Source organism: Devosia naphthalenivorans (assembly GCF_003056355.1).
Taxonomy (GTDB): domain Bacteria; phylum Pseudomonadota; class Alphaproteobacteria; order Rhizobiales; family Devosiaceae; genus Devosia; species Devosia naphthalenivorans.
The window spans coordinates 228,337-250,799 of the sequence record NZ_PYVW01000002.1; the positions used below are offsets into that span (position 1 = coordinate 228,337).

The 22,463-nt window shown below is 60.6% G+C and carries 25 protein-coding genes and 1 pseudogene; 9 read left to right on the plus strand and 17 right to left on the minus strand.

Annotated elements, in window-relative coordinates; genetic code table 11:
• Positions 1-31 precede the first annotated feature (31 nt).
• The 3 genes from C8264_RS04265 to C8264_RS04275 are packed head-to-tail and all read right to left on the minus strand — an operon-like array spanning position 32 to position 1,275.
• Positions 32-448 (minus strand): GFA family protein, encoded by a 417-nt coding sequence (locus C8264_RS04265; RefSeq protein ID WP_108459984.1) that lies wholly within the window; start codon positions 446-448, stop codon positions 32-34.
• 45 nt (positions 449-493) lie between these two features.
• The gene (locus C8264_RS04270; RefSeq protein WP_108459719.1) at positions 494-958 is read right to left on the minus strand and encodes an SRPBCC family protein; all 465 of its coding nucleotides are present in this window, start codon (positions 956-958) and stop codon (positions 494-496) included.
• Positions 955-1,275, minus strand: a complete 321-nt coding sequence (locus C8264_RS04275) for an ArsR/SmtB family transcription factor (protein WP_108459720.1) — start codon at positions 1,273-1,275, stop codon at positions 955-957. The genes C8264_RS04270 and C8264_RS04275 overlap by 4 nt, the downstream gene beginning before the upstream one ends.
• A gap of 740 nt (positions 1,276-2,015) precedes the next feature.
• On the opposite strand from C8264_RS04275, the gene C8264_RS04280 reads away from it, so the two are divergent.
• The 9 genes from C8264_RS04280 to C8264_RS04320 all read left to right on the plus strand — a co-directional run bounded on the left by C8264_RS04280 (position 2,016) and on the right by C8264_RS04320 (position 9,594).
• The gene (locus tag C8264_RS04280) at positions 2,016-2,726 is read left to right on the plus strand and encodes a FadR/GntR family transcriptional regulator (RefSeq protein ID WP_108459721.1); all 711 of its coding nucleotides are present in this window, start codon (positions 2,016-2,018) and stop codon (positions 2,724-2,726) included.
• Complete coding sequence (locus tag C8264_RS04285) at positions 2,723-3,736, plus strand: zinc-binding alcohol dehydrogenase family protein (protein ID WP_108459722.1); 1,014 nt, start codon at positions 2,723-2,725, stop codon at positions 3,734-3,736. The genes C8264_RS04280 and C8264_RS04285 overlap by 4 nt, the downstream gene beginning before the upstream one ends.
• A gap of 8 nt (positions 3,737-3,744) precedes the next feature.
• Complete coding sequence (locus C8264_RS04290) at positions 3,745-4,518, plus strand: SDR family NAD(P)-dependent oxidoreductase (RefSeq protein WP_108459723.1); 774 nt, start codon at positions 3,745-3,747, stop codon at positions 4,516-4,518.
• A gap of 43 nt (positions 4,519-4,561) precedes the next feature.
• On the plus strand, positions 4,562-5,536 hold the full coding sequence (locus tag C8264_RS04295) for a C4-dicarboxylate TRAP transporter substrate-binding protein (protein ID WP_108459724.1): 975 nt from the start codon (positions 4,562-4,564) through the stop codon (positions 5,534-5,536).
• Between the two features lie 88 nt (positions 5,537-5,624).
• Positions 5,625-6,095 (plus strand): TRAP transporter small permease, encoded by a 471-nt coding sequence (locus C8264_RS04300; RefSeq protein WP_108459725.1) that lies wholly within the window; start codon positions 5,625-5,627, stop codon positions 6,093-6,095.
• Positions 6,092-7,372: a TRAP transporter large permease gene (locus tag C8264_RS04305; protein WP_108459726.1), complete on the plus strand. Its 1,281-nt coding sequence runs from the start codon at positions 6,092-6,094 to the stop codon at positions 7,370-7,372. Before C8264_RS04300 ends, C8264_RS04305 begins: the two co-directional genes overlap by 4 nt.
• 18 nt (positions 7,373-7,390) lie before the next feature.
• Entirely contained in the window at positions 7,391-8,080 is a 690-nt protein-coding gene (locus C8264_RS04310; RefSeq protein ID WP_108459727.1) for an RraA family protein, read from the plus strand.
• A 9-nt stretch (positions 8,081-8,089) separates the two neighbouring features.
• Positions 8,090-8,398: a UxaA family hydrolase gene (locus C8264_RS04315; protein ID WP_108459728.1), complete on the plus strand. Its 309-nt coding sequence runs from the start codon at positions 8,090-8,092 to the stop codon at positions 8,396-8,398.
• On the plus strand, positions 8,395-9,594 hold the full coding sequence (locus tag C8264_RS04320; protein WP_108459729.1) for a UxaA family hydrolase: 1,200 nt from the start codon (positions 8,395-8,397) through the stop codon (positions 9,592-9,594). The genes C8264_RS04315 and C8264_RS04320 overlap by 4 nt, the downstream gene beginning before the upstream one ends.
• Positions 9,595-9,869: 275 nt before the next feature.
• Here the strand turns inward: C8264_RS04320 and C8264_RS22465 are convergent.
• The 14 genes and pseudogenes from C8264_RS22465 to C8264_RS04390 all read right to left on the minus strand — a co-directional run.
• Positions 9,870-10,085: pseudogene (locus C8264_RS22465) on the minus strand (aldo/keto reductase); the annotation flags it as partial.
• Positions 10,086-10,535: 450 nt separating this feature from the next.
• On the minus strand, positions 10,536-12,359 hold the full coding sequence (locus C8264_RS04330; RefSeq protein WP_162783449.1) for a tripartite tricarboxylate transporter substrate-binding protein: 1,824 nt from the start codon (positions 12,357-12,359) through the stop codon (positions 10,536-10,538).
• A gap of 24 nt (positions 12,360-12,383) precedes the next feature.
• A complete protein-coding gene (locus C8264_RS04335; protein WP_108459731.1) occupies positions 12,384-13,019 on the minus strand; it encodes a dihydroxyacetone kinase family protein in 636 nt (211 codons plus the stop codon).
• Positions 13,016-14,026 carry a dihydroxyacetone kinase subunit DhaK gene (locus C8264_RS04340; protein ID WP_108459732.1) on the minus strand — a complete coding sequence of 337 codons (1,011 nt, stop codon included), beginning with the start codon at positions 14,024-14,026 and terminating at the stop codon, positions 13,016-13,018. The genes C8264_RS04335 and C8264_RS04340 overlap by 4 nt, the downstream gene beginning before the upstream one ends.
• Before the next feature lie 11 nt (positions 14,027-14,037).
• Positions 14,038-15,252 carry a CaiB/BaiF CoA transferase family protein gene (locus C8264_RS04345; protein WP_162783450.1) on the minus strand — a complete coding sequence of 405 codons (1,215 nt, stop codon included), beginning with the start codon at positions 15,250-15,252 and terminating at the stop codon, positions 14,038-14,040.
• Position 15,253: 1 nt separating this feature from the next.
• Complete coding sequence (locus C8264_RS04350) at positions 15,254-16,051, minus strand: enoyl-CoA hydratase/isomerase family protein (RefSeq protein ID WP_108459734.1); 798 nt, start codon at positions 16,049-16,051, stop codon at positions 15,254-15,256.
• 18 nt (positions 16,052-16,069) lie between these two features.
• Positions 16,070-16,972: a MaoC family dehydratase gene (locus tag C8264_RS04355; protein WP_162783451.1), complete on the minus strand. Its 903-nt coding sequence runs from the start codon at positions 16,970-16,972 to the stop codon at positions 16,070-16,072.
• A 22-nt stretch (positions 16,973-16,994) separates the two neighbouring features.
• Entirely contained in the window at positions 16,995-17,963 is a 969-nt protein-coding gene (locus C8264_RS04360) for a Bug family tripartite tricarboxylate transporter substrate binding protein (protein WP_162783452.1), read from the minus strand.
• A 26-nt stretch (positions 17,964-17,989) separates the two neighbouring features.
• Positions 17,990-19,504, minus strand: a complete 1,515-nt coding sequence (locus tag C8264_RS04365; protein ID WP_108459737.1) for a tripartite tricarboxylate transporter permease — start codon at positions 19,502-19,504, stop codon at positions 17,990-17,992.
• Between the two features lie 47 nt (positions 19,505-19,551).
• Complete coding sequence (locus tag C8264_RS04370) at positions 19,552-20,040, minus strand: tripartite tricarboxylate transporter TctB family protein (protein ID WP_108459738.1); 489 nt, start codon at positions 20,038-20,040, stop codon at positions 19,552-19,554.
• Between the two features lie 612 nt (positions 20,041-20,652).
• Positions 20,653-20,949, minus strand: a complete 297-nt coding sequence (locus tag C8264_RS04375; protein ID WP_108459739.1) for a hypothetical protein — start codon at positions 20,947-20,949, stop codon at positions 20,653-20,655.
• Between the two features lie 139 nt (positions 20,950-21,088).
• Entirely contained in the window at positions 21,089-21,571 is a 483-nt protein-coding gene (locus C8264_RS04380; protein WP_108459740.1) for a DUF3597 domain-containing protein, read from the minus strand.
• A gap of 61 nt (positions 21,572-21,632) precedes the next feature.
• Complete coding sequence (locus C8264_RS04385; protein WP_108459741.1) at positions 21,633-21,869, minus strand: hypothetical protein; 237 nt, start codon at positions 21,867-21,869, stop codon at positions 21,633-21,635.
• Positions 21,870-21,982: 113 nt separating this feature from the next.
• Positions 21,983-22,453 carry a GGDEF domain-containing protein gene (locus tag C8264_RS04390; RefSeq protein WP_108459742.1) on the minus strand — a complete coding sequence of 157 codons (471 nt, stop codon included), beginning with the start codon at positions 22,451-22,453 and terminating at the stop codon, positions 21,983-21,985.
• Between the last annotated feature and the right edge of the window lie 10 nt (positions 22,454-22,463).

Consider the following 22,463-nt stretch of genomic DNA (forward strand, 5'->3'; position numbering starts at 1 on the left):
CACTGGGGATAGAGATGGCTCTCATTTCAAATCAGACGGGCGGCATTTTCTCGAATGTCGGCAATGATGCATCCATCGAGTCCCAGACATGGCTGCGGCTGTTGTACATGACCGCTTGGGGATTGAACTGCCCGGGGTCATCAAGGCTAGCCGCGTGAACCGCGACCAGGTCAGGCAAGGCTGCGAATGTCAGATAGACCGGGGTCCCGCAGGTGGGACAGAAAGCGTGAATCTTCTCATTTCCGCTATCCCCCGCTACTCGCCAGTCTTTGGCCCGGCCGGTGATGGTTACGTCTGCGCGCCTAGGGAAAGTCAGGTGGGACCCGTGCCCAGTGCCGCTGCGTTTCTGGCAGTCGCTGCACTGGCAGCGGTTTTCAAAAAGTGGATCGCTGGAGGTCGCATACCGAACCGCACCGCACGCGCATCCGCCACTATAGTTCTTGGTCATTGTCATTCTTTTGCAAATAAGGTTCTCGGCACAGCCAACAATCGGTCAGGCTGCCTTGGGCTTGGAAGAAACGTCGATCGGACGGCCTGTTTCCAAGAAGGATTTGAGGCTGGAAAGAACAATCGGCCAGCCTTTGCCGACGCCCTTGGCCATGTTGCTGCCCGCTTCAAGCTCGTCATGGGTAACTGTCAGCTTGACCGTAGCTTCGTATTCTTCGATCTCGAAGGTGACGCGGCTGTAGCTGGCGGGATCGATGGCTTGCGACGCGTTCGCCCAGGTAATCACCAGACGCGTTGGCGGAACAACTTCGACAACTTCACCGACTAGTTCGACAGTCCTTTGATCGTTTGCGCGGACGTGCTCCCATTTCGACCCCGGATTCCAATCGGACACGTTCTCATGGCCCCAGTAACGCCGCGCAATCTCGGGCCGCGTTATGGCTTCAAACACCTTTTCGGGCGAGGCAAGAATGTAGGTCACGTAAACGAAGCTTGTGGTCTGCTTGGTCATTTAGGGTCTCCTTCGAGCTCATTTTTCAAATCGAGCAGCAGGCCGAGCCGCCGACGTTCAAACTTTTGCACCCACCGTTCATAGACTTCGTGAAGTGGCACGGGATTGATGAAGTGCAGCTTTTCCCGACCACGCCTGACCGCCGTTACCAGATTGGCCGCCTCCAGAATCTCAAGGTGCTGGGTGGCTGACTGCCTTGCCATGCCGACGTCTTGGCAAAGCTGACCAAGTGTCTGGCCGTTCTGTTCGTAAAGGCGGTCTAGGAGCATTCTGCGGGTCGAGTCACTCAACGCCTTGAAGACCTTGTCGGCATCCATTTGATCTCACTCGGTAAGTGGGCATACAATACGCAGGTAAAAGCCTGCATGTCAACGATGGCGACAAGTTGGACCAGTGGGCCCGGTAGAGCGTCGGGTGGTCACGTGGCATCCGGTCCGTGCCGATTTCCACGTCCTGGAGGTGGCCTAAGCTCGATGACCGATATCGCGCGCTAAACCGATATTTGCCCGCGACAACAAACAGCAGCTTTCAGAATATTCAGAGTCGCCGTGAATGACCGGCATGGGGTCGGCAATTGCCCTCGGGCTGAGAGGCTCGGCTTCGAACCCGTCAAGTGGGCCGCTTTCAATATCTGCGATATCTTGAGTGTCCTCGGCTAAGCTCTTGGGCTGGTATCGGGCCTTAATGGCGCGCACGTGCAACAGGAAACTGGATTTTGGGTGATCACATCGTCAGACGATCGCCTCCTTCTCGCCTTTGCAGAACATGGCGCCATCTCACTTGGCGTCGGCAACGAAGAGGCGGAGCGGAGCTTGATATAGCGGTGGTTGGTATGTGGTGCACTGTCCCTTTCCAAGTAGGGCTTTTACGGCGGAACAAAGTGCAGGCGCATCTCCGACCGTGCCACCGCAGATACTTCCGGTTCCAGCTCGTTTTGACTGAATCCCCGCTGATTTGGAGGGATTTCCCGTTGTGTCTAACGAGCCTAGAGCGGGATTGACTTCATCCATCTTCTTCCATACCAGTCTGGTACCATTGTTGGACCATGGAGTGAGGAATGGTTCGCGTATCGGCGGTTCAGAGCGTGCTGGAGGCGCTTAAAACCGAGATCCAGACGCAATATCAGCCAGGCGACTACCTGCCCAACGAACGGCTTTTCGCCGAGCGTTTCGGGGTTGGCCGCAATACCGTTCGTGAAGCGCTGATCGTGCTGGAAGCCTACGGCTATGTGGAAAAAACCCAACGGGGGCCGCGTGTATGCACGCCCGACATTGCGGTGGCGTTCAATGTTTTTGCGCAATATTTCGATCGCAGCCTGAATACCTGCAAGGACCTCCTCGAGTTCCGCCGCTTCATCGAGCTGGGAATTTTGCCCTCCGTCGTCATCAACATTTCGCATGGCGATATCGACAAGCTGGAAGACCTGGTGCGGCGCATGGAGCGAGCACTGACTGCTCGGCAGGCTGCTGAAGCGGACTATGCCTTCCACCACCTGATGGTCGAGGCCTCGGACAATGCAGTGATCCGCAAGCTCTATCGCGTCCTCGCCCAGAGCATCGTTTTCTACATGGAAATTGGCAAGCACGTGCCGCGCCACGACATTGCTTCAGCCGACAACCACCTCTCAATTGTCGATGCCCTGCGGCGTCGTTCCTATCCCGACCTGCTCGCCGCCTGCACCGAACACTATCGCTACAGCGAAGGGGTTCTGGAGGAAACTATGAACCGCGACATGGCTCTGCCTGTCACTACGGAGCCTGCCCAATGAAAGCCTTGATGATCGAAGCTGAGGGGCGCTCTGCCCTGCACGATGTTGCCGAACGCACGCCCGGAGCGGGCGAAGTGCTGGTGCGCGTGCGCCATGTTGGCCTCTGCGGCAGCGATCTCAACACCTTTCGCGGGCTGAACCCGCTAGTCACCCTGCCGCGCATTCCCGGCCATGAGATTGGCGGGGAAATCGCGGCGCTCGGGCCGGACGCACCAGTCGGATACAGCGTCGGCCAGCGTGTGGTCGTATTGCCCTATACCAGCTGCGGCGCCTGCTCGTCCTGCCGCAAGGGCCGCACCAATGCATGCCGCTACAACAAGACGCTTGGCGTGCAGCAGGATGGCGGGCTCGCCGAGTCCATCGTGCTGCCCTATGACAAGGTTATCAGCAATACCACGTTGGCGCCGCGTCATCTGGCGCTGGTCGAGCCCCTCTCGGTGGGCTTTCACGCCGTTGCCCGCGGCGCGGTAACCGCCCAAGATACTGTCGTAGTGATCGGCTGCGGCATGATCGGCATGGGCGCTATTGTCGCCGCTGCTGCACGCGGCGCACGAGTCATTGCCATCGACGTTAACGCTGACAAGGCCGCCTACGCCACAGGTTTTGGAGCCGCCCATGCCGTTGATGCTTCCACCGAGAACGTGGCTGAACGCATCGAGGCTCTGACCGGTGGCGATGGCGCCGATGTGGTGGTCGAAGCCGTGGGCTTGCCCGTGACTTTCACCCAGGCCATCGATCTGGCGGGTTTTGCCGGGCGTGTGGTTTACGTTGGCTATTCGAAAGCCCCGGTCACCTATCAGACGCGATTCTTCAATCTCAAGGAACTCGACATCATGGGCTCGCGAAATGCGACCATGGCCGATTTCGAGGCTGTCATTGCTTATCTCGAAACGCTGGGCGACGCCGCCGATGGTCTGGTGACGCGCACCTTCCCCTTCGCCGAGGCCGATCAAGCGCTGCCCTATTGGGCCAGCCATCCCGATGCTCTCAAGATCATGATCGAAGTTTAGGACACACCATGTCGCAAGCTGATTTGGCTCAGGCCTTTGGTCTGGCTGGGAAAACTGCATTGGTCACGGGTGGCGGGTCGGGCCTTGGCCTCGCTATTGCACGCTGCATAGCCAGCGCCGGCGCGCGGGTCATCCTGGCCGGTCGCCGGCGCGACGTGCTGGACGCCGCCGTGGCCGATATCGGCAACATGGCTGTTGCTGAAACGATTGACCTAGCCGATGTAGACAGCGTTGCGGCAACGGCAGCCGGAATTCTCGAGCGGCAGGGACCCATCGACATTCTGGTCAACAATGCCGGCAACACGGTGAAAAAGCCGTTCGAGCAGTCGACCATGGCCGATTTCGACCAGGTGTTCGACGTGCATGTACGCGGCGCACTGGAACTGACCCGCGCCCTGCTAGGCCCTCAACTCGAACGTGGCGCCGGGTCGGTGATTTTCACCGCCTCGATGACGTCGTTTATCGGGCAACCGATGGTGTTGGGCTACACCGCCTCAAAGACCGCCATTACCGGCATCGTGCGCGGCCTGTCGGCGGAATTCGCCGGGCGTGGCATCCGCGTCAATGCCGTCGCGCCGGGATGGATCGACACCGATCTGTTCCGCGCCGCCACTGCCGCCGATCCGGCGCGCAAAGCAAAAATCCTTGGCCGCATCCAAACTAACACCTTGGGGCAGCCGGATGACATAGGCTGGGCCTGCGTTTATCTCGCATCCCCCGCTGCAGCCTATGTGACTGGACAAACCCTCGTCGTCGACGGTGGGGGAGTCATCGGGTTTTAATCCCGCGGCGTTCTGCCGAATAATGATCTGGAGGAACTATCACATGTTTAAGAAACTTGCTGGCAGCGTCGCTATCTGCGTGCTTGCCCTGGGCGTGACCGGTGCTGTTGCACAGGACGTCACACTGCGCGTGGCCTATGAAAACAATCCCGGCGAGCCGGTCGATATCGTCGCCAATTACTGGAAAGACTTGGTAGCTGAGAAGAGCGAGGGCCGCATCGGGCTGGAACTCTATCCCAGCTCGCAGATGGGGTCCAAAGCCGACGTGACCGAGCAGGCCATTGCTGGCCTTAACGTGGTGCAGATCAGCGATGTTGGCTTCCTGGCCGACTACGAGCCCGATCTAGGGGTGCTGTTCGGACCCTATCTGACCGACGACCCGGCAAAGCTGTTCGCCATCTATGACGGCGAGTGGTTCAAGGCCAAGGAAGAAGCCCTGCGCGCCAAGGGCGTGCGGATCGTGATGCCGAACCTGCTCTATGGCGTGCGCCAGCTGATCACCACCAAGCCGGTGCGTACTCCCGCGGACCTGCAGGGCATGAAGATCCGCGTCCCCAACAATATCATGCAGATTAAGATCCTCGAGGCGATGGGTGCCACCGCAACCCCAATGCCGCTTGGCGAAACCTTTGGCGCCTTGGCGCAGGGCGTGATCGACGGCGTGGAAAACCCAATTGCCGTGCTCTACGGCCAAAAGTTCCACGAAGAGGCCAAGTACCTCTCGATGATCAACTACCTGACCAACACGGCGATGTTCATCGGCGGCGAGGCTTATTTCTCGTCGCTCGCACCAGAAGATGCCGCCCTACTTCAGGAAACTGCCTATGAGGCAGGCCTCTATAGCCAACAGCTCATCACCGACCTGGACGCCAAAATGGTCGAAGAGATGAAGGCCGCGGGCGTCGAAGTCATCGAAGTCGACACCGCTCCGTTCAAGGAGCTGAGCATGAAGGTCTACTCCGAGTTCCCGGAATGGACCCCTGGCCTTTACGACCTGATCCAGGCCGAAATCCAGTAGTTCGTGAGCGGCGGGCGCCCTGCCCGCCGCATCCCTTGTCCTGCACGCTGCGTGCCCCGTCGGGCCGGTTGCGGTTCCGGAGACGACAATGAAGTTCCTAGAAAAGCCGATCAACTGGCTGGCGGCCATTCCGCTGCTGGTGCTGGTTGGCATCTCCAACTATGCCGTGATCATGCGCTACGCAGTCGGTCAGCCCGTCCACTGGTCCGAGGAAGTCAGCGGCATGCTGTTGATCTGGATCGTGATGATCGGCGCTATCGCCGCCGAACGCGACGGCCAGCACCTGACCATCTCCCTGCTGACCGATGCCCTGCCGAAGCGTGCCCGCCTCCTGGTCAACGCTGTCGTCGGCTTGATCTCCGTCGCCGTCATTCTCTATGTCGGCTGGATCGGACTGCAACTGGCACTGTCGGTGCAATTCAAGGTCACCTCCATCTTGCGCATTTCCTGGCTCTGGATCGATCTTGCCATTCCCGTGGGTGCCGTCGGCATCGCCTTCTACATGCTGATCGACGCCATCAAGGGTATTCGCGCCCTGACCAAGGACGACGCAGAATGACCCTGACGACCGTAATTCTCGTGATGCTGGCGCTTATTGCCCTCAATATGCGACTCTACATCTCCATTCTCGTTGCCGTGCTGGTATATTTCCTGTTCTTCAATCAGGTCCCGATCACCATCGCCATCCAACGCGTCATCAGCCCGACCCAGAACGTGTCGCTGTTGGCCATCCCCTTCTTCATCCTGCTCGGCACCCTAATGGGCCATACCGGCATTGCGCACCGCATGCTCAGCGTCGCGGACTTATTGGTTGGCCGCTTCCGCGGCGGCATGGCCATGGCCAATGTCATGCTCTCTACCCTGATGGGTGGGCTCAGTGCCTCCAACCTGGCCGACGCCGCCATGACGGCGCGCATGATGGTGCCGGAAATGGAAAAGCAGGGCTATAACCGTGGTTTCGCTGCAGCGGTTACCGCCTTCGGGTCGCTGATCACCCCGATCATCCCGCCCGGCATTGCCCTGATCATCTATGCCCTGCTCGCCAACGTCTCGGTAGGCCGCATGTTCATGGCCGGCATTCTGCCGGGGCTGATGCTGGCACTGCTGCTGCTGATCGCCACCTACTGGATTTCGGTGCGCCGCGGCTACAAGCCGACCCGCACCAGCTGGCCAAAAAGGGCCGAAGTCGGCTCCACTCTGCTTTCGGCCTGGCCTGCCGTCCTGCTGGTGTTCGCCGTCATCGGCGGCATCCGCGCCAATATTTTTACCCCGACCGAAGCCGGCGCCTTTGCCGTAGCCTTCGTCATCTTCATCGGCTTCATCGTCTATCGCGAAATGCGGCTGTCCCATGTGGGCAGTGCCCTGGTGGAAACCGCCAAATCGACGGCGTCGGTCATGCTGATCATCATGGCCAGCTCGGCGCTGGCCTGGGTGTTCTCGCTCGAGCAGGTCGGCCAGTCACTGGCCGCCAGCGTCGTCGCCATCAGCGACAACAAGTACCTGTTCCTGCTGCTACTCAACGTGCTCTTTCTCGGGCTCGGGTGCCTCCTGGAAGGTACGGCGCTGATGATCGTGCTGGTACCGCTGCTGATGCCGACCGTTGTGGCGATGGGTATCGACCCCGTCCATTTCGGCATCATCCTCATCGTCAACCTCTCGGTTGGCACGCTGACCCCGCCAATCGGCACCGTGATGCTGGTGGTTTGCAATATAACCAAGGTCAACGTCGCGGAGTTCACGCGCCAGTCCCTGGGTCTTTATGCAGCGCTGCTCATCGGGCTACTGCTCATCACCTATGTCCCCGAAATCTCCCTGCTCCTATCGAGCGGCAGTTAGTCCAAACGGAACTTTGACATGACTATTCGTACCGAGGCGGAGACCATCCGCATTCTCAAGCAGGATCTGTTCACCGCCGTGGTCGGCGACATCTTGGACGTCTTAGGCTACCGCAAGCAGTTTCTGCCCCCAGGCCTCGCCCCGCTGCAGCCGGGTGCCCGCATCGCCGGCCGCGCCATGCCGGTACTGGAAGCCGACGTGTTTGGCACAGGCCTCGACACCTCGGCCGGCCCGCTCGCGCACAAGCCGTTTGGCCTGATGCTGGAAGCGCTGGACGATCTCAAGGAAGGCGAGATCTACATCGCCACCGGCGCTTCGCTGAACTACGCCATCTGGGGCGGGCTGATGTCGACCCGCGCCACCCACCTCAAGGCTGCCGGCGCTGTGCTGGACGGCTACGTGCGTGACGTTGGCGAGATTCTGGCGCTTGGCTTCCCCGTTTTTTGTCGAGGCGTTTATGCCCAGGATCAGGGGCCGCGCGGCAAGGTGATCGACTATCGCACAACTATTGAAATCGGCGGTGTGATCATTAGCCCCGGCGATCTAGTCTATGGCGATGATGAGGGAGTGCTGATCATCCCAACGAGCATCGTTGATAAGGTGGTCACCCAGGCGCTGGAAAAGGTCCGTACCGAGAACCAGGTCGCCTCCGCCATCAAGAACGGCATGAGCGCCACCGAAGCCTTCAGCACGTTTGGCGTGATGTAAGGAGCTGGCATGACCGATCCCCGTCTGCTGCTGCTATCGCCCCAGGACAATATCTTGGTCGCCCGAGAACCAATTCCGGCGGGCGAAACCATCCTTGTGGAGGATAGCCACGTTACACTCGCGGCTCGGCTTGACAGGGGCCACAAGATCGCCCGCGATGCGATCGGCATCGGCGAGAAGATCTTCAAATACGGCGCCCCAATCGGCTCGGCCACCCAGCCCATTGCGGCCGGAGAGTCGGTGCATATCCACAATATCAAAAGCGACTACACGGCCACCCATGTGATCGCCAAACCCGCAACGGAGGCAAATCTATGAGCACGGCAATGCGCGGCTATCCGCGCGCGGACGGACGCAAGGGCATCCGCAACGTGGTCGCCGTTGCCTATCTGGTGGAGTGCGCCCACCACGTCAGCCGCGAGATCGTCGCTTCGGCACGCGACGGCGATGTGCATCTGATCGGCTTTCCCGGCTGCTATCCCAATGCCTATGCCCAGCAGATGATGGAAAAGCTCTGCACCCACCCCAATATTGGGGCGGTGCTGCTGCTGTCGCTCGGCTGTGAGAGCTTCAACAAGTTCTCGCTCGCCGATATCGTCGAAAAGAGCGGCCGGCCCGTGCACACGCTCACCATTCAGAATGACGGCGGCTCGCTCAAGACCATCAAGGCCGGCCAGGCGTGGGTGCAGGAACAACTCGCGGTGCTGCGTGATGCACCCACTGTGCCCATGGCTGTGGAAGAACTGATTATCGGCACCGTCTGCGGCGGCTCCGACGGCACCAGTGGCCTGACTGGCAATCCGGCGGTTGGCCGCGCCTTCGACACGCTTGTATCGGCCGGCGCCACCTGCGTCTTCGAGGAAACCGGTGAGCTGATCGGTTGCGAAGAGATCATGGCCAGCCGCGCCATCACCCCCGAACTCGGCAACGAGCTAAGGGCGTCCGTGGCCAAGGCCGCGGCCTATTACGCCACCCTGGGCTATGGCAGCTTTGCTCCCGGCAATGCCGATGGCGGCCTGTCCACCATCGAGGAGAAATCGATGGGCGCCTATGCCAAGTCCGGTTCATCGCCGATCTCGGGCATCGTCAAGCCGGGCACCGTCCCACCGCGTGGCGGGCTCTACCTGATGGATGTGGTGCCGGATGGTGAGGTCCGCTACGGATTCCCCAATATTTCCGACACGGCTGAAATCGTCGAACTGATCGCTTCGGGCAGCCATATGACGCTGTTCGTCACCGGGCGTGGCTCGGTGGTTGGCTCGGCGATTGCCCCGGTCATCAAGGTCTGCGCCAATCCCGACACTTATCGGCGGATGGAAGACGACATGGATGTCGATGCCGGTCGCATTCTTGAAGGCGCCGCAAGCCTCGATGAGGTTGGCGCCGAAATATTCGAACTCATCCAGTCCGTCGCTGCTGGCGCCCAGACCAAGTCCGAAGCTCTTGGGCACCGTGAGTTCATCCTGACCTACAAGTCCTTTGAACCTGCCGGCCCCGCCTGCCTGCCCAGCTGACGCCCCGGTTCTCCACCTGCATCGCGGCATCGAAAGGCGCCCGCTTCGATCGAAGCGGGCGTATGTTTTTAGTCGATCGATATTTCCCGCTCAAAGCGAGCAGAGATTGCATGAATACATGGCGGCGACTTTGCACGGGACCAGATCGGGAAACGCGTGACCAAGAGTTGCCGGACGGTCACTCTCCCAGGTTCGCCTACAAAACCGAGCCGAACCGCCCGCGCCCAATCTGCCCTTCGTTACTCCACGCCAACGTCGGGGGACCCCGCGTTCTGCTAGGGTCCTGACCGCTTGAGCATTGCTTCGGCATATCTGCCCCGGTGGTCTGGAAATTTGCCGCCTCGATCTCGGATAGGTTGTCTCGGGTGAGCGTGACGCCAAGAGCCCCGATATTCTCTTCGAAGCGCTCCAGTTTGCGGGTGCCGAAGAGTGGCACGATTCCAGGGCTTTTGTGCGAGCAGCCACGCCAGTGCCACCTGGGCCGGCGATGCCCTCGGCGATCAAGTCCCTCACGACCGAGGTCCTGAGTGACTGGTCCATTTCTTGGCAGGGCTACAACCTCTATTGTCCGAACCGTCGGCACCTATCGCCGGCCTTTGCAGCACTCGTCAGTGCGCTGCGCTATAAGGTTTGAGCGCGGATTGAGCAGCGACCCGTACTGTGTGCTTTTGGCGTCGCTAAATAGTGCGTAAACTTCCGTCACGGTGTCGAGAGCGGCCGGACTGCAACGCGCCCCAGTTCGGACGCTCCAACGCTCGTCGTGACTTCTTGAAAGCTGCCGGAGTCTGAACGTAGCGACGCCCAAACGGCGTGAAACAGCGGGAGATTCATTTCCGGCAACTTCAGGGAATGGAGAACTTTTAACGACCAAGCGCTTGATGCTCTGTTTGGACCCACCGGCCGGCTTCCCGAGGTCGGGTCCCTGTACTGATCCAATTTTTCTAACTAGGGTGTGTTGCAAAACCGGCCGGCACGGGGACGAGACCGACTGCAGCCATACGTGCAACATGGTCGGGCGAGGCCACTACATCACTCAAAACCGCCCTCAAAACGTTCCTCACTGCAGGATCGCTACCTTGTGGCAGATAGATGCGGCGGATCGATGCTAGGCTATGGGCCGCGAAACCAAATTCGGCCAGAGTCGCCGTTTCGGGCATCAGCTCAAACCGGGTGGGGGTCAGCGCAAGCAGGGCCCGCATTTCGCCGGCCTGAACCGCCGGCAGGCTAACGCCCGAACCAAGATAGGCCACGTCCGTTTGGCCAGATAGGAAGCGGGCAATATGCTCAAGGCTTCCCGAATAGTGGCAGAAATTGAAGCGGACGCCGGCCGCTTCTTCCACCATCAAAGCTGCAAGATGAGCGGGCGTCCCGCGTCCAGAGGTTCCGACCAAGATTTCACCTGGTCGATTAGAGGCATCACGGATCAACTCCTTGAAGGAGCCATAGCGGCTTTCCTGGCGCACATACACGCAGAAAGGATCGTAGGCGTGCTGTGCAACGCAATCGAAGCGGCTGAGTTCGGGTACGCGTGCCGTGTGCGCGAGCACAGTCGCCACAGACTCGGTCGCGGCGATGATGGACGGCTCGTTAAGAAACACCAGGTGGTGGCCATCTGGACGAAGTGCGGCGAGCCGACTTACGGCCTCCTGCGACTGCGTTTGATCGCAGTTGATCACGCTGACCGGCTGACCCAATTTCCTGCTCAGCAGGGGAGCCAGTATCCGCGCACCGACATCGGTAACGCCGCCGCTGGCCCAAGGAACGTGGAAGCTAACGGGACCCTGCGGATAGGCGGCAGGCTCATGGGCGAGTTCGGCCAGGGTCCCGGCATTGGTCGGACTCTTTAATGTCGCAGAGCGGCGCTTGCCATAGAGCTCGAAGCGACGTTGTGCTTCATCGGTGACCGGCACGAGATGCAGCAAGCGAAAGCGCTCGTCTGCCTGAAAAGTGGAATGCCACAGCTGCGCCCGATAGGGTCCCACCGGGGAAGCAGCCATATCAAGCGCCTGATGATCAAGATACTCCGGTGCAGAGGATCGATTGAGGTGGGCACTGATCTGCAGCCACAGCGAGCAAAGGCGCAGGTCGGACAGCACGTCGTTGAGGAGGGCTTGATACTGGCTCGACCCCGGGCGGCGCTGCAGGGCATGACGCAGGACCGCAAGGAGTCGTAGCGACAAATGGTCAAAGTTGCGGACGGTCCGGCGAAGGTAGGCATGTGCTGGGTGCGTGTCGCAGAGCAATTCAAGGAAAAACCGACCCCGCACTGCCTCTAGGCAAGCATCCTTGCTGCCATAGCCGAGGAAAATCGTGGCGAACTCCGTGTTGACGTCCCAGATGCGTTCATCGTGATCAAGCAGGCAAGCGGGGTAAGCCGCAGCGACGAAAGCTCGAGCGACCATACCCTCAATTTTGGTCATATCTTCTTCGCGCGGCTCGGGTAGGTCCTTAAGTAGTCCCGCCAGACCCAAAAGACGCCGGCGAGCGGGCCACAGCAGCTCAAGGGCATCGCAGACGCGATCCAGCGTGTCCACCGTCGGCAGCTGGCGCCCGCACTCAATGCGGTTGACATGCGCCTTGTCGGTACCGATCGACACCGCCAAGTCTTCCTGCGACCACGGCCGGCCCGTCCGGGCGTCAAACTTCTGCAGGCGGTAATTGCGGATATGCTGGCCCAGCAGCAGATAGGGCAGATCATCGCGAGGGCCGGCCGCGTCCCGCCCCGCGGAGCGCATCGCAGCAGCGTCAGCTTTGGTCGTTCCCATTCGCTCCATCTGTGCTCTGTCGCCCTACTCTGCCCGTGTCGCGAGGGAGGCCAGCAGAAGATACACTGCGGTGGCCCCAGCGTCCTCATGTCCCCGGCTGCGCTCGCCGAGATAACGACCGCGTCCAAACTTGGCGACCATTTCTGCCGTGTTGGTCACGCCGCCATGCGCCGCAGTGAGCATCGCTTCGACTGCCCCGTCCACGGTCGTGCCCCTGGCGATGGCCATTTCCAGCGCCAGGCGCGCCGGGATCAGCGCGTCGAGCAGCGTCTTGTCACCGGCTTGGGCCTTGCCCCTTTCCGCAATCCCCTGCTCGGCGGCCAAGAGCATCGTCGCGAGATCGGGAAGACCGATCGTGGTCTTGCTGCGAACCGACTTGCCGGCCCGGATGAGCGCCGTGCCGACCAGAGCACCGATCGTAGCGCCGGCCTTTTCCGAAAAGATCAAACCCGCTTCCGATAGCAAGGCAGCAATGTCGGCGCTTTCAGGAGGCAACTCTTCCCTGATGGCCCGACAGCCATTGGCGATGCTGAGTCCCATGTCTCCGTCGCCGATAGCGGCGTCGAGTGCGCTGAGTTGGCCGGTCGCGACTTCGAGATCGGTGGTGGCCTTCATTATAGCGGCACGGACGGCTGGGGCATCGAGGCTGAATGGGGTCATCGGCCGGCTCCGGACTGCTGGAAGAAGGGCGAACGGGCCGGCGCGTCGAGCAGCCGGCGGCTATCGGCGTCAAGCTTCAGCACCGACACGGAGGCACCGACCATGTCGAGCGAGGTGGCATATTCGCCGATATAGGTGCGATGCACCGCGATGCCCCGCTCCGCCAGCAGCGGCGCAACGGAGCGATAGAGGATATAGAGTTCCTCGACCGGGGTTGAGCCGAGCCCGTTGACGAGTACCGCAACCTCATCGCCATTCGCGAAAGGCAGGTCGGCGAGGATGCGGTCGACCAATGTCGCGGCTAGGTCTTCGGCACGCATCAAGGTGCGGCGTTCAAGACCGGGCTCGCCGTGAATGCCCATGCCAATTTCCATCTCGTCATCGGCGAACGAGAAGTTGGGGTGGCCGATTTCGGGCAGTGTGCAGGCGTCAAGCGCGACGCCGAGTGTGCGAGTATTGGCGACGGCGTAGTGTGCCGTTTCCGCCACGGCGTCTAGGTCTGCCCCCTCGGCAGCGCGCGCACCGGCAAGCTTGTAGGCAAAGAAGATGCCGGCTACGCCACGCCGGCTCTGCCACTCGGCCGGCGGGGCCGAGGCGATGTCGTCCGAGGCTTTGACGGCAACTACGCGGATTCCATCGCTTTCCGCCATTTCGGCAGCCATTTCGAAATGAAGGCTATCGCCTTGGTAATTGCCGAAGAGGTGCAGGACCCCGGCCCCGGCATTCACCCCGCGCGTCACTGCCAGCATCTGGCGTGCAGACGGCGAAGCGAAGGCATTTCCGACGGCAACTCCATGGGCCAGACCCTCCCCGACATAGCCGAGGAAGACCGGCAGGTGACCCGAGCCCCCGCCGGTGGCAATGCCGACTTGGCCCTTGGGAACACCGGACTTGCGGATTAGCGAGCGATTGTTGCCCGCGGGCGACAGCCAGTCGGGATGCGCCAGGAGGATGCCTTCGATCGTATCGTCGACGAAACGCGCCGGATCATTGATGATCTTTTTCATGATAGGGCCCGTCAGATGGCGCGCGCGGCGCGCAGTGCGGAAATGTCTTCCGCCGAAAGGCCGAGCAGGCCGGACAGCAGAGCCTCGGTGTTGGCTCCGATGGCTGGAGCCGGGGATGCGGGATACTCCTCGACATTGGAGAGCTTGATCGGATTGCCGGTATAGACCATGCGTCCACGCACCGGATCATCGATCTCCTCGATCATCCGCCTGCTGCGCAGTTGAGGGCAGGCTAGGATGTCGGCGGCGTCCTGAACCGGTGCGGCTGGCAGGTCGGCGGCGGCAAACAGCTCGACGACCTCGCTGCGCGTCTTGTCCTTTGCCCAATCTTCGAGCAGCGGACGGATGGAGGAATCGTAGCGGGCGCCGCGGGCAGAGTCGGGGTGGAACCCGGGATCTTCCTTGAGCTCCGGCCGCCCAACGAGGTCGCAGAATCGGGTCCACATCGGATCACCCATCAAGGTCATGACCACGTAACCGTCCTTGACCTTGAACGTGCCGAGGGGGTTCTCGCGGCTGTCGCGACCACGCGTGGGGACGTCACCGGTCAGGAAGGTGCGCAGCACGGCCCGCTGGGAGAAACTGGCCAAGCAGTCATACATCGAAATGTCGACATGCTGGCCCAGGCCCGTGCGATCGCGGTGCTGCAGCGCGAGCAGCGTGCCCGAAAGGGCGAACACACCGGCGACCAGATCACCGAGCGCCACACCCGTGGCCATCGGCGGCCCGTTTTCTTCGCCCGTAATATCCATGATCCCGCCCATCGCCTGGGCGATGAGGTTGAAGGCAGGCCGGTCCATCATCGGACTGGGATAGATGTCATCGTGGCCGAAGCCGCTCAGGCTGGTATAGATGATGCGCGGATTGATCGCCTTGAGTTCTTCATAGCCGAAGCCCAGCTTGCGCATGGTCTTGGGCGTGAAATTTTCGACGACAATGTCGCTGGCCTTCACCAATTCGCGGAAGATCGCCTTGCCTTCGTCGGAACGCAGATTGAGCCCGAGGCCTTTCTTGCCGCGGTTGAGATAGGCCGCGACGTGGTCGACCGAGCGTCCATCCGCGGTTTTGACCAGCAGGCGCCGGGCCATCTCGCCGCCCTCCGGATTTTCGATCTTGATGACCTCGGCGCCGTTCTGCGCCAGGAACAGCGTCATGTAGGGGCCCGCCAGCACGTGGCTGAGGTCAAGTACGCGAATGCCCTCAAGCGGCTTGATCTGGTCAGTCATGTCACTTGCCCGTCCAGCGCGGCGCCCGCTTTTCCCTGAACGCCAGCGGACCTTCTTTGCCATCTTCGGTCAGCCGCATCTGGGCCATGTAATATTCCTCGAGCTGCAGCGTGCCGGACGGGATGGTCATCAGCGTCTGGAGGATTTCCTTGCTGCGCTGCACAGCCAGCGGCGACATTCGGCAGAGCTGCTCTGCCCACCGCAGTGCCTCGTCCAGCACCTGGTCGGGCGGCACGACCTTGTTGATCAACCCGATCTCACGGGCCCGTTCGGCACCGATGCGCTGCCCGGACAGGACCAGCTCGGCCGCGATAGCATAAGGGAGCTGGCGCAGGATGCGCGCCGCACCGCCGATCTGGCCGATATTGACATGCAGATCGCCAATCCAGGCGGTCTCGCTCATGATGCGTAGGTCGCAGCTGAGCAGCAGCCCGAGGCCGCCGCCCACGGCGAAGCCGTTGATGGCACCGACGATGGGCTTGTTGATGCCGAACTTGTGCAGGTGAGCGCCAAAGTCGCCGTAGCTGGGGTGGCGCGGGTCGTAGCGCGGCACGAGCTGATCGCGCTGCTGGAATTCGCTGAGCTCCTTGACGTCCCGGCCAGCACAGAAGGCGTCAGAGCCCGCTGCGGTGACCACGGCACACCAAATGTCGTGGTTGCCGCGGATTTCACGCCAGGCATCGCTGAGCTCGCCCTGCATCGTGTCGTCATAAGCGTTACGCGCCTGTGGACGGTTGAGCGTGACAATAGCGATATTGTCGCGCTTTTCGAAGGTAATGGTTTTTAGGTCAGTCTGCATTTTTTGACTTTCTCAAAGCTAAATTCGGGCGCTTGCCGAGCCAGCAAGAACCCGGACGCCGGCGGTCGTGTCACACCAGACGTCCGCGGTGACGGTGTCTGAAGTCACGGCGGTGATCGTGGCACCGACTGTAATGGCTTCGCCGACGTAAAGCGGGGCAATGAAGGCGACGGCGAGGCTGCCGCCATCCGTCCAGCCCTCAGCGAAGTAGCGTTCCATGAGCTCGGCAACCGCCGCCATGGTCTGGAGGCCGGACGACAGCGTGCCGCGCAGGCCGCTCGCCCGGGCCAGCTCGGGATCGTTGTGAATGTTGTTCCAGCTCGTGCCGGCGAAAACTGTGAGATGCTCCTGATTGAAGCGCTTGCCGAGGGTAAGGAGGTCGACGCCGACGGCGATTTCATTGCGATCACGCGCCACTACGCGCGGCGGGGCTGCAGGTGGTGCAATATCCCCGGAAGCGGGCGTTTGGCTCACCTTGGCCACACCAGGCCTGAGCGCACGAATATGGGTGGAGCGCTGCCGAAACAGCAGCTTGCCGTCGCGGTCATGCACGTCGGATTCGAGCACGATGTACTGCTTTTCGCGCTTGATGAACTTTTCGGTATGCCGGCCCGTGATGACATATGTCTCACCGACTGCAGGGCAGCCGAAGAAATAGCATTCGTGCTTGGTGTGCATGCCGGCGCCACCACTGGCGATATCATAGGTGGTGGCGATGACGTCACGTGCCTCGCGGCAGAGCAGGGTTGGATGCGCCAAGATTGGCGCACCCTCGTTTGCGGGAAACAGGTGCGACGGCGTGAAGTCGTCAACGGAGAAGGCGTAAGCTCGCACCATCGCGAGATCGACAGTCACATGGAGCGGGCCAAATTCTTCGCCGACCTCCATGATCTCCCAGCGCCGTTCCTTGAGGATAGTCATAGCGTCGCGTCCTTTCCGATGGTCACTGACGTTGCGTGGAAAGCTCGACCAGCGGGCGCGCTGCCTCGTGGATCTGACGAACGTAGGCGTCGTATTCGTCGCCGGCCACGACATCGACAGTGAGCCCTGAAGCCGCGGCTCTCTCCTGATGCTCAGGGGTGTTCGCAACCTCTGAAAAGGCCTCACGCAGACGGTCCAGGACATCGTCCGGCAGCCCGGCGGGTGCCGCGAAACCTCGTGTCGACACCATCACAAGCTCGGGAAAACCTTGCTCGACAGCGGTCGGGATATCCGGCAGTGCCGCCAACCGTTCGGTCGTGAGAATGGCGAGAGGCTTGAGGCCTTCAAGAAAAGACGGCGTGGTGAAGGCTATGTCGGTACGGCCGCCGCGGAACTGCGTCATGCTCTCAGCCGCGCCGTTGAAGTGGGCGATCCGTAGCCGGGTATCGGCTACCTGTTCGAGCTGAAGCTGAGCCAGATGTTCGGGTGTCAGCAGACCGGACGTGGCAACTCTCAGTTCGCCCGACCGGGCCCTGGCGTCGGCGACGAGGTCAGCCAGGCTATTGTACGGACTGTCAGGCATCACGGCGATAACCAGTGGCTCCGCCACGTGGCCGATGATGTAGTCGAACGAATCGACGTTGAACGCCGCCTGACGCTCGGGCGAGAGGATGATGGTGTCGAAAGCGGGCTGATTGAGCGCCCCGATCGTGTATCCATCGGGCTCGGCATTGGCGAGTTCGGTCAGCCCGAGTTGCGAGCCGGCACCGGGCACATTTTCCACAGTGATAGAAACGCCGAGCGCCTCCTCGAGGTCATCGGCGAGCAGTCGGGCCCCAAGATCGGTGCCGCCGCCGGCCGAGAAGGGGACGATCATTCGGATCGCCCGATCCGGGTAGCTCGACTGGGCCAGCGCCGTGCTAGCCATCGCCGCCAGTCCTAAAATGGACACGACGGAAACTGCGCCGACTTTCCTGGTGAAATTGTTCATGCGATTCCTCCCTTTTCGGTTTGTGCTCATGGATTTGAGCTGGGTTGAGTAGTTGGAATGTTTTTGGCCGGCCGCGCGGTGGCGACGATGGACACGATCAGGATCACGCCAGAGAAGGCCAACAGCCCGGCTGCTATCGGCGTGGTCAGGAAGACCGAGAAGGCTCCGTCGGACAGCTCGAGCGACTGACGCAGGGAGCGCTCGAGCATCGGCCCCAGTATCAGCGCAATAACCAGCGGTACGGTTGGCCAGTTCACCTTCTTGAAGACGTAGCCCAACACGCCGAAGGCGATCATGATCATGACGTCAAAGATGTTCTGGCGCAGCGTGTAGGTGCCAAGCATGCAGAAAACCAGAATGGCCACCCGCAGATAATTGGGCGGGATGCGCAGCACCTGTACCCAGATGCGCACGAGCGGGAAATTGAGGACGAAGAGGACAACGTTACCGACAATGAAGCTGCCGATCACGGCCCAAACCGTTTCCGGATGGTCCATGAACAGAAAGGGCCCCGGCGTGATGCCGTTGATCATGAAGGCGCCCATCAGCACGGCGAGGGTCGCCGTGCCGGGGATGCCCAGGGTCAGCAGCGGCACCATGGAGGCCTGCGCATGGGCATTGTTGGCGGCTTCGGCCGTCGCCACGCCTTCGATGGCACCCTTGCCAAACCGCTCCGGATGGCGAGACAGACGGCGCTCAAGCGCGTAGGCCATAAAGGTCGGGACGATGCCGGCCATGCCGGGAATGAGCCCGAGCGCAAAACCGACTCCAGTGCCGCGGACAATCGCGGCGGCGGCATCCTTGCGCTCTTCCTTGCGCGGAAACAGCGAGGTGAGTTCACTGGTAATCGGCTTGGCCTGGCGCTCTTCGAGACTGAGCAGCAGCTCGGCAACGCCAAACAGCCCCATGATCACAGCGACCAGCTCGACACCATCGAATAGGCTGCTGTTGCCAAAGGTGTATCTGGGGGCGCCCTGCACCGGGTCGAGGCCGATCAGGGCCAGCATCAGGCCGACTATGGTCATGGCCATCGCGGCAATCAGGGACCCCCCCCGGAAGCTCATGACCAGTGTCAGGCCAACGATGAGCAGCGCGAACGTTTCGACCGGCCCGAAGCGCAATGCCAAAGAGGAGAGCGGCAGGGCCAACACCATCAAAATCAGCGTACCGGCGATGCCTGCAAACAGGGATCCAATTGCGGCGATGCCGAGGGCAGCACCAGCCCGCCCGGACTTGGCCATCGGGTGACCGTCGAGGCAGGTGACCACCGAGGTGGACTCCCCGGGCACGTTGACGAGGACGGAGGTGATGGTGCCGCCATACTGGGTGCCGAAATAAATCGAAGACAACATGACGATGGCCGGCACGGGCCCGAGGTCATAGGTGAACGGGATAAGGATCGCCATTGCCGCCGCTGGCCCAAGCCCCGGCAGGACGCCAACCAAAGTTCCAATCGTGCAGCCGATGATGGCAAACAACAGGTTGGTCGGCTGCATGGCTTCGGCAATGCCAGCCATCCAAAAGCTAAATGCAGAGTCCATGCGCTTCCTCCAGTTTGCTCCGCTTTGCGCGGGGTCTTGTGGTCCGACTAGATGCCGAACACGCCGGTTGGCAGGCGCACCTGCAGCAAAGAAAACAGATAGTAGATCGCTGGCCCCGAGAAGATACCGCCCACCAGGGCGACAGCCGGGCGTCGCTCGTAAAGCCAGAGCAACGCAGTCGTCAGCAGAGACGTAACCAGGAGAAAACCCAGCGACGGTAACAGCGCGGCGGCGGCCAGAAGGCAGCCAACCGTGACTGCGATCATCATCGCCGCATTGGTGGGCCGCGCGGGCTTGCCCACCTCTTCAGCAAGGTCTTCGGTCGCCTCTGGCTGCGAAGGGAAGACTAGAAGGAGCAAGCCCAGCACCGCACCCAGGCCTCCGACCCAGACAGGAAAGAAGCCTGCTCCGGGACCGATACTGGTCATATATGGATAGCTGGCACCCTCAATGCAAAACAGGGCGCTCACTACAGCGAATATAGCAGCGGCGATGCGACCGTTTGTCAGTTTGGAAGCGAGGGACGTGTTGTTCATGTCGACACAATAGAGTTTCCGTTGGAGAATCGTATTGCCGGGGTAAGCAACCGGTACGACCGCGGAGTCGATAGGTTCCGGTTCTTTAGGATGATGGCTTTGAGCCGCGCGCTCACATAAGCGACCAGCCTTGCCAAATATCCATGATAAGGATGGGATGAAATGAGAATGCGATTTAGCAGAAAGTACCTGCGTCAGCGTGGAACGGGCATGAAGCTATCCTTGCAGGGCAGCAACCTTGGAGAAAGGGGTTAGGAGGATGTATGGATTACCGCCATCCCAATTGAATCGGAGGTCACAAGTAATCGTTTGGACTTCTGGCAAGGCGAGTTGGCAGATGACGCCGAACCGTAGCCGAACGGCTGCTAGTTGAGTTCGGGCTCTGAAAGCGGACCGACCGCACACGGCCCATTCCCGTCGAATGGGCAGGGGCATCGAACGAGCCAGCCCACTGGTGTTACGTCAGGGCATACCCTGAGGCTGCGCAACGCTGATCGAAAAGCGCAGGTAACATCAGCATCACGGTCCGCAGTTTGTTACAGGTTTCCGGCACCCTTAGGTTCTGATGTTACGTGGGCTGGCGTGACCCCGCCTGCATAAATGCAATCGCGCTCATAGTCGGCTGGGGCTGGCCGATGGCTTCTGCTGGGTTGAGGGTTCAGTGAGTGTCCCCCAATCAGCATTCCACAATTGCTCATCTTCAAGGATGACGCGTATGTTGGACAGACCTTTTTCACGGCACCAAGTGGCAGCCTGATCGAGCGCGCGTGGAACCGACAGCGGAAAGTCGGCGATTTCAACCATCGCCGCAACATCCGCAACAGTCCTGCCCAACGACCGGCGTACAGTGACGATCACGGCATCCCATGGCATGCGCGCACCAAGAGGCATGCGTTCATGTGTAATCATTGGCGGTGCTCCCTCGACCGTGAAAACTACACATTGAATCAAAGTTGCATGCGCCGGGTAACATGTGGGTGTTAAACGAAACACAGCGACCGCGCTGCTCGCGAGGCACCGAGCCGGAGTAACCGGCTCGGTGTTGGCGTCAGTCTAACAAATCGGCAGGAACCGTGCCGCCGTTAGCGGCAAGTTTAGCAAGAACCTGCTTGTGCAGCCAAATGTTCATCGCTGCAGAGTCGTCTTTGTCACCTTTATATTCTAGCTCTTCCGCCAATGCTTTGCGGGAAGATAGGCTACTGTCGATGCCAATTGCCTTCATCAAATCAACAATCGACGTCCGCCAATTGAGCGTCTGCCCACTATCCGCGACAGCCTGATCAAGGATGGCTGCAACGTCCACGTCGCCATGTGCTGGAGCTGGAGAGCTCGCCACAGACTCGGGTGTTGCCGAAGTAGGCTTTGAGGATGGGGCGGTTCCTGTCGGGCTGGCAGCGGACGGAGCAGCCTGCGCGGGCTGCGGAGTTACGGGTGCAGTCTCGTGTACTGCTGGCTCCGTGTCAGGCATCGCGGATGTGCTTGCAGTATGCCGATTGAAGATCTTGTCTTTGATGTCGCTGAAAAAGCCCATCGATAGTCTCCTATGAAGATGAGCTAGAACGCCCACGAGACTCCGTTGTTCCGGCGCGGCATCAAGGCTCCAAGGTGTCCGTGATACGGCGATGGTCGTTGGTGATGTGAAAACCATGCATCTCGATGTCTTCCAAGCATGCTTGAGTATCAACGAGCGGTCGTGGATCATCGGACTTCGACATGTTCAAACGGTTTGTTAATTCCCATGGTCCCTGTGCTGACGGCAGGTTGTTGCCGTCGACATCTGCAGTGAAGCCCATGATGCGATCTGCTCCTTTGAACACGTAGACGTACATTCCGACTCCGGCTGTTGACTGACTGAATACCGATGCGACTTGTTGCCGTCGGGAGGTCCAGAACGAGACAACGCGCGCGCTTAGGTTCAGTTTCGCACCAAGACGCTTGGACGTCATATAGCCGGGGGGGCTTTCTTGCGCCGCTTCGCCTCATACATTCGCGCGTCCGCGACGCTGTATAAGTCAGTCATGGAGTCGGCATCCTCCGGATAGTAGGCGATCCCCACGCTCACACTTATCGGGATCTCTGCGGCCCCAACATTGACGGGCCGCTCAAGCACCGCCTCCCGAAGCCGCTTTGCCGCAGTGTCCACGTCACCACGGGAGGTGGGGTGGCGTACGATCACCGCGAACTCGTCTCCACCCCAACGAGACACGCAGTCGCCAGAGCGGAAAGTTGTGCGCATTAGTTTGGCGAAATGCTTGAGCACTATGTCGCCAGCAACGTGCCCGTGATTGTCGTTGATGGCCTTAAACGCATCGATGTCCATGACAAGGACGCCGAAAGACTGGCCTGGAAAGCTCTGGCTGACGGTCTGTGCAAGTTCAAGATCAAACAGCCGCCGATTGACCAAACCGGTCAACTTGAACCGC